Annotated in this window: 6 protein-coding genes; 4 read left to right on the forward strand and 2 right to left on the reverse strand. The window is 65.1% G+C overall.

What is annotated here, in order from left to right:
- On the reverse strand, positions 1 to 1,561 hold a 1,561-nt coding region (locus AC3ET4_RS29320; protein WP_431954747.1), incomplete at its 3' end, for a M1 family metallopeptidase.
- A gap of 718 nt (positions 1,562 to 2,279) precedes the next feature.
- Between AC3ET4_RS29320 and AC3ET4_RS29325 the strand changes: the two genes are divergently transcribed.
- From AC3ET4_RS29325 to AC3ET4_RS29335, 3 genes are read left to right on the forward strand one after another with little or no spacing between them, the layout of a single operon-like run.
- Entirely contained in the window at positions 2,280 to 2,957 is a 678-nt protein-coding gene (locus AC3ET4_RS29325; protein WP_431954749.1) for a class I SAM-dependent methyltransferase, read from the forward strand.
- Positions 2,958 to 3,006: 49 nt separating this feature from the next.
- The gene (locus AC3ET4_RS29330) at positions 3,007 to 3,585 is read left to right on the forward strand and encodes a TetR/AcrR family transcriptional regulator (RefSeq protein ID WP_431954751.1); all 579 of its coding nucleotides are present in this window, start codon (positions 3,007 to 3,009) and stop codon (positions 3,583 to 3,585) included.
- A gap of 41 nt (positions 3,586 to 3,626) precedes the next feature.
- Entirely contained in the window at positions 3,627 to 4,223 is a 597-nt protein-coding gene (locus tag AC3ET4_RS29335; protein ID WP_431954753.1) for a DUF4865 family protein, read from the forward strand.
- Positions 4,224 to 4,648: 425 nt separating this feature from the next.
- On the opposite strand, the gene AC3ET4_RS29340 is transcribed toward AC3ET4_RS29335, so the two are convergent.
- Positions 4,649 to 5,176: a transposase family protein gene (locus AC3ET4_RS29340; protein ID WP_431954755.1), complete on the reverse strand. Its 528-nt coding sequence runs from the start codon at positions 5,174 to 5,176 to the stop codon at positions 4,649 to 4,651.
- Between the two features lie 685 nt (positions 5,177 to 5,861).
- On the opposite strand from AC3ET4_RS29340, the gene AC3ET4_RS29345 reads away from it, so the two are divergent.
- A complete protein-coding gene (locus AC3ET4_RS29345) occupies positions 5,862 to 11,252 on the forward strand; it encodes a hypothetical protein (RefSeq protein ID WP_431954757.1) in 5,391 nt (1,796 codons plus the stop codon).
- Positions 11,253 to 11,332: the final 80 nt, after the last annotated feature.

An 11,332-nucleotide genomic window follows, 5' to 3' on the forward strand; every position in this document is an offset into this window, starting at 1 on the left:
CGAGCGTGGCGCTCCCGTGATCCTTCGGGGAGCCGCCGAGTTCACGGCGCGCGGCGGCGGTCGGCGGGGTGACCGTCCAGTCCGGGTGGCCCGGCATCCGCGGGGTCTTCGTGCCGTACAGCCACTCGGTGAGGAAGCCGGTCAGGTCCTGCCCCGAGACCTCGGAGGCCACGGCTATGTACTGTCCGGTGGAGGCGCTGGAGTTGCGGTACCGGTCGAGGAAGGTGTGCTCGATACGGCTGAAGACCTCCTCGCCGACCAGTGTCCACAGCGCGTACAGCACCAGCACACCGCCCGTGTAGCGCTGGCTGTGGAAGAGGGTGGCCACCGTGGGCGCCGCGACGGGACCGGCGTCCTGACGCCACTGGTCGCCCCGGGAGTAGACGTCCTTCATCCGGGCTTCCATGCTCGTCAGACCGAGCGAGTCGGGCCATCCCCGTTCATACCGGTACAGCAGCCCGTAGTAGTCGGCGTGGCCTTCGTTGAGCCAGAGATCGGCCCAGGTGGCGGGCGACACGAGATTGCCGAACCAGGTGTGTACCAGCTCGTGCATCATGTGCGAGCCGATCAGATTCTCCGTCTGGAGCAGGTAGTTCGGCTTGTAGATGGTGAGGGTCTGGGTCTCCAGGCCGGTGAAGTCGAAGGCGTTGGGGTCGTCGGTGTTGGCAGGAAGGATGCCGTATGTCTCGAAGGGGAAGGCGCCCAGGCGCTGCTCGAGCCAGGCGAGTTGTCCGGGCGTCAGGGCGAGGGCCGGCTCCAGTGCCGCCGCGCGTGCGGTCGGTACGACGTCGCGCAGCCGCAGTCCGCTCGGGCCCGGTCGTTCGACCACCCTGTAGTCGCCCACAGTGATCTGCACCAACTCGGTGGCGAGCGGGTCACGTGAGCCATAGGTGGCGGTGGTGACGCCGTTCGCCGTCGTGGTGGAAACCAGCGAACCGGTCGCGACGGCCGTCAGTCCGTCGGGCGCGGTGATGCGGAAGGTGAAGTAGGCCTTGTCGCTGGGGTGGTCGTTGCACGGGAAGACCGTGCGTGCGAGGTCCGGCTGCCCTGCCACGGCAAAGCCGTCGGGGGTGGGAACCCAGCCGTTGTACGGGAACGGGAGTTTGCGCGGATCGGCCGTGTAGTCCACCTGTACGGTGAACTTGACCCCGTTCGCCAGCTGGCACGGCGGGGTGACGACCAGTTTCTCGGTCTGCTGCTCGAAGACCGCCCGTCGGCCGCCCACCCGGACCCCGTGGACCACGAAGCCGATCGCGTCGAGCGAGAAGCGGGAGAGCTTCTGAGTGGCGTGGGCGGTGATGGTGGCCCTCGCGTCGACGAGCTTGGTGTCGGCGCGGTAGGTGAAGTCGAGCAGATAGGAGGAGACGCGGTATCCGGTGTTGCCGAGCGCCGGATAGACCGGGTCGCCCAGGCTTTCGCCCCCCGGGGTTCCTCCAGTCAAACGGTCCCGGACGCCCCGCCCGTCGGCGCTTTGCGCCTGCGCGGACGGGGAGAGGGTGAGCGCTGCTGCTGTGCCGAGGAGTGCGGCCCCCGGGGCTGTCACTCGGGTGCGGTATCGCATGGTTCTCCTTGTGTCCGTTCCGTGATCACATTGTTTCCGACTGCCAACAGTCGGGACGTGGCAGCCTCATGGCCGGTTCCGACAATCTCGGAGCGGTTCCCGGAACGGCTCCCCCCGGTCACGGAGCAGGCTGTGCTGCGCTCACGACGGCGCCCGTCGGGCGGCCACCGGCCCGCGAAACGGTGGTCCGGCCGGCCCCGGGGCCGCCGGACCACCGCCTGTGCGCATCAGGCCGAACCCGTGCGCCCCCCGCGCTACGCGTGCGCCTCGTGCCCGTACGCGTGCCCGTGGGGCCCGTGCCCGGCGGGGCGTATGCCGGAGAGGTCGCGCCTCACCATGGAGTTGCGGTGGGCAACGCTTGCACCGAGCGCGAACTGCGGCCAGTAGCCGAGGATCTCTGCCGGCTGCGCTCGCTCCAGCGCCGCGCCAGCTCACCGCGGCTCTTGGACGAGGTGATCCGAACGCGACATATGCCGCAGCATGCGGAAGAACCCTGGGTGCCCGCCGACGCTTGATTCCGGGCCCGAACGGCCCGCCGCCGGGCAGACCCCCGTCTGCCCGCCCCGGCAGGGCACGACCGCGGAGCACCGCCGCCACGCCGGCAGGGCCGGGACTCCGGGGCCGACACGCCGGATTCGCCGTGGTGCGGGGAGCCTTGTGGCGGGCGCCGGGACGGCAGAATCGGAGGCAGGGGCGCCAAGACGAAGGAGGTCCGGTCATGCGCAGCCGTGCCGATGTGACGCGCGCGTCCGTGCACCACCCGTTGTTCGCCCGCTTCTACGCCCGCTGCGGTCCGGTGATGGACGCCCGCGCGGGCTTCGCGGTGCACCGCCGGACGGTGCTCGCCGGGCTCACCGGCCGGGTCATCGAGATCGGCGCGGGTCCGGGACTGAACTTCCGTCACTATCCCGCGGCCGTCGCGGAGGTCGTGGCGATCGAGCCGGAGCGGCGGCTGCGCCGGCTCGCCCTCGACGCGGCGCAGCGCGCCGAGGTGCCGGTGGACGTCGTTCCGGGGGTCGCCGAGGCGCTGCCGGTCAAGAGCGAGGCCTTCGACGCGGCGGTCGCCTCGCTCGTGCTGTGCTCCGTACGCGACCAGGAGCGTGCCCTGGCCGAGCTCCACCGGGTGCTGCGCCCGGGCGGGGAGTTGCGGCTGCTGGAGCACTGCAGGGCCGAGGAACGCGGGTGTGCCGCGCTGCAGTGGGCGGCGGACCGCACGGTGTGGCCGCTGCTGTTCGGCGGCTGCCGGACCGGGCGGGACACGCTCGCCGCGGTCGCGGCGGCGGGTTTCGAGCTGCTGGAGGTGCGGCGCTTCCGCGTTCCCGAGGGCGCCGGGGGCATCGCCCTGCCCGTGCCCAGCGCCCCGCACGTGCTGGCCTCCGCACGCCGGAGCGGCTGACGGCGCGTCGGGTAAGGCCGCTGGCCGCCCTCCTTCTGTACCTACTGGTATGTACACTGCTGTCGTGGAGACGACGCCGGAACGCCTGATCGAAAGCACCCGCGAGCTGCTCTGGGAGCGCGGCTACGTCGGCACCAGCCCGAAGGCCATCCAGCAGCGCTCAGGCGTCGGCCAGGGCAGCATGTACCACCACTTCTCCGGCAAGCCGGAGCTGGCGCTCGCCGCCGTGCGCCGCAGCGCCGAACGGATGCGGGCAGCCGCCGAGCGCGAACTCTCCCTCCCGGGTTCGGCCGTCGAGCGGGTCTCGCGTTATCTGCGCCGCGAGCGCGACGTGCTGCGGGGCTGCCCGATCGGGCGGCTCACCCAGGACCCGGAGGTGGTCGTGAACCCGCAGTTGCGGGCGCCGCTCGACGAGACCTTCGAGTGGCTGCGCGGGCGGATCGCCGACGTGCTCGCCGAGGGCCAGGCGCGCGGCGAGATCGCACCCGGCCTCGACACCGACGACATCGCGGCCGCGCTCGTCGCCGTGCTCCAGGGCGGCTATGTGCTCGCCCGGGCGTCCGGCTCTGCCGCGCCCTTCGACCAGGCAGTCAGCGGCGCTCTGTCGCTGCTGGCGCAGCGGGCCTGAGCGGAGTCGCACGACCAGCACTCCCAGGGGGAGACCAGCACATGTACGCGATGCAGTACGAGATCACCTTGCCCGCCGACTACGACATGAAGATCATCCGCGACCGGGTCGCGGGACGGGGCCGGCTCACGGACGCCTACGAGGACCTCGGGTTCAAGGCCTATCTGATCCGTGAACGCGGCACGGAGGGCTCCCCGGTCAACGCGTACGCCCCCTTCTACCTCTGGAAGGACACCGGCGGCATGAACCGGTTCCTGTGGGGCGGGGGCGGTTTCAGCGGCATCGTCGACGACTTCGGGCGCCCTGACGTCAGCCACTGGACGGGTGCCGCGTACCGGCCCGGGCCCGCTTCCGGTGCCGCGCCCCGCGCCGCGAGCCGTCTTGTGCGGCGGCTCCCCGCCGGGGCCGACCCGCGCGAGCCGGTCACCCGGGCCCTGGAGGAGTGGGAGGAGCGCGCCACCGCGGCCGGCGTCCACACGGCCGTGCTGGCCGTGGACCCCCGCCGTTGGGAGACCGTGCTCCTCACGCTCTGGGAGCGGACCCCGCCCACCGCGGTCACCGACCTGGACCGCTACGAGGTGCTGCACCTGTCGGCCCCGCACCTGGCCGAGGTGCCGGTCGGCCGCCGGTGGCCGTAGCCGCAGCGCCGCGGGGGTGAACCCCGTGCGCGTCGCCGGCTCCGCCCTGGCCGACCGGTAGCACGCGCATCGCACAGGGCGCGTCCCACGAGGTCGCGCGAGCCCGCCCCGCGCCGGCGCATCGGCGGTGGGGCCGGCGGGGGGACGCATCCGCCCCCGGCCCGTGCGTCCCAGGCCGGGCGGGCCCTACCGAGTGTTAGGGCTGCGGCAGAGCCGCGGACGCACCGGATCATGCTCAAGGTGGTGGACGAACCGGCTGAGACTGATCAGGTCGGTTGTGGCTCTGGCCGATTCGATCCACTGCGGGAGATAGTCGCCTTGCAGGTGGGTGACCATGTGGGCGAAAGAGCGCACGTGCTCGACGAGGGTTGTCAGCTCAGGGCAGTTCGCCAGCGTGGCTTGGAGCTGGAGCCGGTCATTTTCGGTCAGGGCGTCGGGGTGCGTGAGGATCCAACGCGTGACGGCACGGGCGGATGGGGGCCGAGGCCCGACCGGCTGGGGGTGTTCCGACTGACCGGGGCCCCGAAGGTGTCCGTCATCCGGGCGCAGGCCCGGGCCGCGAGCGCGAGACCGACCGAGACCAGAGTCGACCTCAGCCGCTCGGTTCGCCGGCCGAACCGACGCGTCAGACCGGACACCTGCTCGGCGAAGGTCTTGCGCGGACAGGAGTCCTGCGTGCAGACGAACCCACGCACCCGTAACGACACCACGACAAACCTGCCCACTGCTGGTAGATCTCGGGGAAACCGCAGGTAGGAGCCGTGTATTCGGCCTGACGAGCATCCGCATCCCGAGCAGGCCGCCCGACTGGAAGTCGTACGAGCCTCGATCCGTACGACCGTGTCGGTCACCTCGACCGACGCCATGGACACACCGTCGATCGAGGAGAACAGCAATTCATCCAGCTGCGGCGGCACTTCGTTCACGGCGAAGGACTGTCGACCACACCGCATTCCAGCCGGGCGATTCCAAGCCCCAGGCGGCCGCGTTCATCACCCACGCCCGCTCCTCATCGCGTACCCTGCCGACGAGATGAATCCTCCGTGTCATCACCACCAGCCCGTCCTCGAATTCCTGCCCCTTGTACCACGACCACTGGTAGCCCACATACGTCCGCTCGCCGGCATCCGGATCCCTTAGCACCCGCCGCGGCGAGCGCCGGGCGGGAGCGGCGGAAGCGTTCTCGTTTGACACTCACGGTGGGCGGCGCGTTCCGAACGGCAACCACCGCTCGGAACGGACCACCCCTGAACCGAGCAGCTCCAGCTCCGAGAAGGGCAGGGCCCCTGGCCCGCAGTCGCGCCACCCGCATGAGTGGCGGCGTTCATCGCCTTCACCCACGGCTCCTCAGAGGTAACGGCGACTTCCGTGTTCTCTGCCTCTGGCCAGCCCTCGGGCAAGCCAGGCGCCCGGTCCCCCGCACGACCGCTCGACGTAGCCTCGCCGGAAACAGCACCCGCGACAACGCCACCCAGCGTCTGGCCGTGCCCGTCGAATCGTTACAGCGAATGCGATCGAGGACATCAAGACACGCTTTGGCCAGAGATGTCCTGTTGAAACGTCTCGCGGGGAACCGTTCGCGTTTCCTTGTAATCTGCTTGTTTTCCGCTCCATCTGTCACGATAGGAAAAATGGACTGTGAATACCCGACCAATTGCCAGGATTTGCTTCGATCTGCCCTCTACGGTGAGTGATGTCTTGTCCGGGAGCGGCCTCCTCCAACCTGCCGCCTTTGATGAATTTGTGAAGCATGTCATTGATGCGGCATCGCTATACCGGGAGATCGTCAATGATCCGCCTGGGGGTATGACCTCCGAGGAAACGCTGCGAGCGCTGACGGATATCCCCTCTCATCGACTCACCAGTAGTAACCGCGAGGAGCGTGACCGCCTTCTCAAGTCCTCCAATATACGTCGCACACCAGAAACTCGCGGTGAAGCCCTCACTACGATCCCTCACCGCTTTTCGGAATCCTCCCCGGAGGAAATTCTTTCCCCCACCCGACAGGGAATGCCGCGTAATGCAGAACTCGCAGCAGGCCACGCAGAGCTGCCCACCCCTCCGGTTTTCCTGGCAGAACCCAGATCTGCTGTCAAACGGTTCTCTCCGGTAAGCGAGCCGACCCAGACCGGTCTGCCCATGGACCAGCCGAAGGCGAGTCGGGGTGGCGACCCCCTTACGGCAGAGGAACTTGACCTGGAACCGACGGAAATCAACCAGAGACGAAGCGGGAGCAACACCACCAGCGACGTGCGGCCCCAGTCGGCGGCCAGGTCCCCTTATATCTCCAGCCCAGGATCGCCGCGACACCAGGCGAACCCCTCTCCGACTAAGGCTGGCAAGGTTCGCGATGCCGGAGAGGACAGATGGAGTGCTGAGCTCAAAGAAACGATGGTGAGCTATGCGAAGGCGGCAGCAAGGCTCACCATGGCCCTCAATAACCGGACTGCTCTCGCCGCGCGCATCGAGAACGATGGAGATTCCGGCAGCGTCTCTCGTCTCGAGGAGAGCGAAAGAGAACTCGCCGAGGCCGAGGAGTTCTTTGATGCCGCAGAGCGGCGTATGGTCGGCATGGGACTGGGTGATCTATCAGGCAGAGACGACGAGAGTTTGCCAGCTGAACTTCGATCACTGCCCGGCGCGAAATTCCACGATGTCATGGAACGCGCACGGGAACTTCTTGGGCCGAATATAATGATCGGAAGTGACCAGGAAGCGCTTGCGGCTCGCGAGTCATACGAGGCGGCGCGGAACCGGGTAGCGACGGAACTCTCGCTCGGCCGCGAGGACACCGCCAAAAGACTTGCTGCCGAGTTTTCTTCAAGCCTTGGGAAGAAACGCGAGAGAATCCTCGGCGGCGCACTGAAAATCGGCAACCTGGATTTCACGGCAAGTTATGCGAGCCACGCAAAAGATATACAAACACAATATCGAGAGCGACTTGCCGAAGCCGAGGAAAATCTGTATCACCAACTTGAAATAAACACAATCCTGCGCGACGACACGGAATCCGAGGAGGAGATTGAGGCAAAATATCTCCGCGCACTGCACGAACTACGGACGGCGAATAGAGAGAGTGAAATTAAAGACCTGCAAAAGGTTCTCAGAGCGCACGTTGAGCTCTTCTTCACGGCTCTTAGAAAAGAGCAAAACGACCCCACTCGCGATAGCCGCGACAGAATGAACACAAAGGAGGCGGAGCATTTTAAAAATGAATCAAGAAGGTTTGTACGAAAGCTGGCCAAGCTGATTGTGAACCCTGTAGGATACAGCGGTGATCATGATGTTCTGGGAATGCGGATCGGAACGCATCCGAGCTTTGGTACGAAATCCCATTCTTGGCGATACGAAAGTGTGGTCGACGCCTCGCGAGGATTGCTCGGATGGGTTGCGGCGAAAGAGAACAGGCACGCAGAGAAGGAACTTGCCCGGAAAATCGAAGACGAGGGCCACGTCGAGGCTCTACTTGACGTTCTGTTCACCCGTCTTCATGCGAGGTTGAGAGCTTTTCCCAATAACTCGGGGATCTTGGAGGAGTTGAAGTCAGGCCGCACCCTCCTTGATGACCGACCGTTTGCTGTTTATCTTAACTGGTTTTCCGCAAATGAACCACTTGAACATTTGCGCACGGAAGTCTGGGAGCGTGGCGGGATTTTGGAAGTCCTGGAAACGCCTCATATGTTCGGATTCCGTGACAAAATGATGGTCATGCACGATTTGAGTGACTATTTCCGAGAGAAGGTTTCTCGTTCGCCGGTAACGCAGGGCACCGGCCGGCTCCCGTTGCCCAAAGCATCGGATGTGATGAGCACGACGGGAATCGATGATTCGGGTCGGCGGACGGCAGCGAACCCAGAGCGGGGACAGAACATAGTCCGAGATAGAGAAGGTCGTCTCAAAGAAGCGCCTTCCACGCGAAATGAGAACGCGCGGTCGACGATACTGGCTCGTTCCCTCAACATACCGGTCTGGTCCGGTCAATCACACACCGCGCTACGAATGTTCCATATGGCGAGGTTCTTCGGAGCATCACGGCATGAGGTAGCAGCATTGGCCTGGGGCATCTTTGCATTCTGGCGGCTTCACTACGACCACACCTCCGAACTCGCCTACCACACGCTGCACGAGACGCTCGACATAGCGCATAATTTCGGCGTGCCCTATTCGATGAAAAATCAGGCTGCCGGGCTTCCGGAGGTCAAGCTTGAAAATATCCTGAACAGGTCATCATATACAGCTGGGCATCTTGAGGGAGCTGCGAAGGATGCATTCGCTGCGCTTTCGATTACTGCGGCCAGTCCTTCAAGTAGCACCGAAGCCGAGAAGATGAATGCGCTCGCGGCCGCCATTAGAATCGGTATCAGGAATTGGCAGGCTGACCCCAGGCGCGAGACCGTCGTGGCCATCATAGATAACGTCATCGAAGGAGAGCAGCTTCTCAAGCAGTCAGGACTGCCGTTCGAGTCCTTCATGGAAATTCCCAAGGATGGCGAAGTGAACACATTTTCTGTGAGTTCACGTTTCGGGGCCATGGTGGAACGTTACATCGGAAGTGGTTCAGGCTTTGACACCGAGAGTCCTGCTGCGCGCGCTCTGCTACTGCCGAGGAATGCAGACAACACTCTCTCTGAGAATGCGGTGCAGATCTTCCATGATGCGGATGAAGAAGACTTCGACCGCATGTGGGAATATTTGCTGCAAAAAGCAAAGGTAGAGGTGGCGGGGGAAAACAAGTCATCCTACTTGCCCGAGCCCGCGACGCTTGAGAAATTCCCTGAACTCCAGTCGTACACGAAACGATCAGACCGCTCGAAGGCTGAGGACTACAATGTTCCGCATGCTGCGATGACGCGTCTCCCGTTGCGGGTCGACAAGGCGAACTTCACAGTTTTCGCTGACCTAACGGAACCAGACGATCTTACCGACCGCAGAATCGAGCAGATATCGGAAGCCGTGAGGCTGGTCCAAGGGGCGGGATTTTCTGTGCCGAACCTGAGAGTCTACCTTCCGAAATATGGTCGGAGTATTCGCGTGCGGCATGATGGAAAGATTGATGTCCTCTCAGGGATCTCCAGTACCTTCTTTGCGCCGGACATTTTGGTTCTTTCCCCTGACCTGCTCGCACTGCGCCATACGTCCAGCGATGACAAAACGTATCCAATTGAGCTGGGCGTTCAGCATGTCATCACGGTGATAGAGAAATCCGTGCGCTACGCAAATGATGCGTCCGCCTATTATGATTTGACCTTCACGCGATTCGCCGAGAGAAACTACGAGGACATCGCCCGCAAGCTTCCTCGATCGGCGCATGAAAGCCCCCTCCTTTTTATGGGCGAGTATTTCTTGGGTGCTGTCACAGGGCAGCAACTCCCCCCGCAAACAACGAAGGTTTATAAGAAACTGGGTGGCGTTGTCGCGGGTGCTGTTTCAGGCGAGGCTACGTCGAGCGGCCGTGCGGGGGACCGGGCGCCTGGCTTGCCCGAGGGCTGGCCAGAGGCAGAGAACACGGAAGTCGCCGTTGCCTCTGAGGAGCCGTGGGTGAAGGCGATGGACGCCGCCACTCATGCGGGTGGCGCGACTGCGAGGCCAGCGGCCCTGTCCTTCTCGGAGTTGGAGCTGCTCGGTTCAGGGGTGGTCCGTTCCGAGCGGTGGTTGCCGTTCGGAACGCGCCGCGGCGAGCGCCGGGCGGGAGCGGCGGAGGCGTTCTCGTTTGATACTCGCGGTGGTCGGCGCGTGCTGGGGGATCCGGATGCCGGCGAGCGGACGGATGTGGGCTACCAGTGGTCGTGGTACAAGGGGCAGGAATTCGAGGACGGGCTGGTGGTGATGACACGGAGGATTCATCTCGTCGGCAGGGTACGCGATGAGGAGCGGGCGCGGGTGATGAACGCGGCCGCCTGGGGCTTGGAACGCGTCGTCAACGCACACGCTTATCGTCTTCCCCTGCCCGACCAGGTGACCGGCCCTCTGCAAGGCGCCGGTCCTGTGTGGCGGGCTGAAGTACGTTTTGTTGATCACCCGGACGAGGCCGACGCGGTCGTCTCCCTCACTCCCGGTGGTCGCATCAGCCAGAAGGCCTGGCCGGTCAATTCCTCGCCCTGGGCACTGGCCCACGAAATTGTTCATGGTATGGCCGGCGGGGACACCGAGGCCCCCGCGGAAACCCTCCTGACACCCGGCGGACGCACACAAGAGGACGTACCGCCAGGTAAGATGAGCCTGATGGGACGCCCACCCCGGGGCGTGGTCCCCGGCGAGGACACTTTGGTCATCACCAAGGTCACGCGTCAGCAAATAGCCGACCATATGGCCCCCTGGTTCCACCGCGGCAAAGCCGACCCGACCTCTTCCACAGGCACGGCCTCACCCGGCACCACGGTGACCTCACCCACGGTGGGCGCTCGGGACCAGCCACAGGCGACAAGGCGTCCGGACCAGCCTCAAGGGCGGCCGGAGAACGAAAACAGCCATGAGGCGCCCACCTCGACCCGGGAATTTTTCACGCAGTCCACCCAAGCGCTCCTCGATGCGCCCAACGCCGCCGCCCCGAGCGCGCCTTGGGACAGCTTCACCGCTGCGGAGCGTCAGGTGAGAACGGATACCCGGGTTCCCGTCGTCCCGGAACCCCTCGTCAGTCACGTTGCCGAGGCGGATGTCCTCGAGAGCACGGAAGTGGGCACCGTCACCGACGGTCTGACCCGATCGATGGCAGCTCCAGGTGAGGTGGCCAGTGAAACACACCCGCTTGCCCTGGAGGACCTGCTCGGAGTGTCCGGCGCATCGGGCCACGCGGATGTGCTGGCCGGCTCGGGAGAGGTAGACGCCCGCGTGGTAGCGGACGGCATCAGGGAGCGACTCGCCGCTGCGCGTATCGACACGACGATCCAGCCTGTCCACGTGCAGATTCATTCCACGCCGGGCGATCCCTCCCATTGGCTCACCGACATCATTCCCAGGGCGGTCAAGGAGCTGGGTTACGGACTTTACGTCCACATCGCGCCGGGGAACGTGGTGCATCTGTGCCCGTAACCTCGATTCTTCCAAGGGCTGACGGCGACGTCGTAAACGGCTGGCTGCCCGATATGTCCCGTGCCGTGTCGGGACTGGCC

Source organism: Actinacidiphila sp. bgisy167 (genome assembly GCF_057707665.1).

What these genes read in the sequence shown, in the direction of transcription:
- AC3ET4_RS29325 (WP_431954749.1), top strand. Translation starts at nt 2,280, where the DNA reads ATGCGCAGCCGTGCCGATGTGACGCGCGCGTCCGTGCACCACCCGTTG.
- AC3ET4_RS29330 (WP_431954751.1), top strand. Translation starts at nt 3,007, where the DNA reads ATGTACACTGCTGTCGTGGAGACGACGCCGGAACGCCTGATCGAAAGC.
- AC3ET4_RS29335 (WP_431954753.1), top strand. Translation starts at nt 3,627, where the DNA reads ATGTACGCGATGCAGTACGAGATCACCTTGCCCGCCGACTACGACATG.
- AC3ET4_RS29340 (WP_431954755.1), bottom strand. Translation starts at nt 5,176, where the DNA reads ATGCGGTGTGGTCGACAGTCCTTCGCCGTGAACGAAGTGCCGCCGCAG.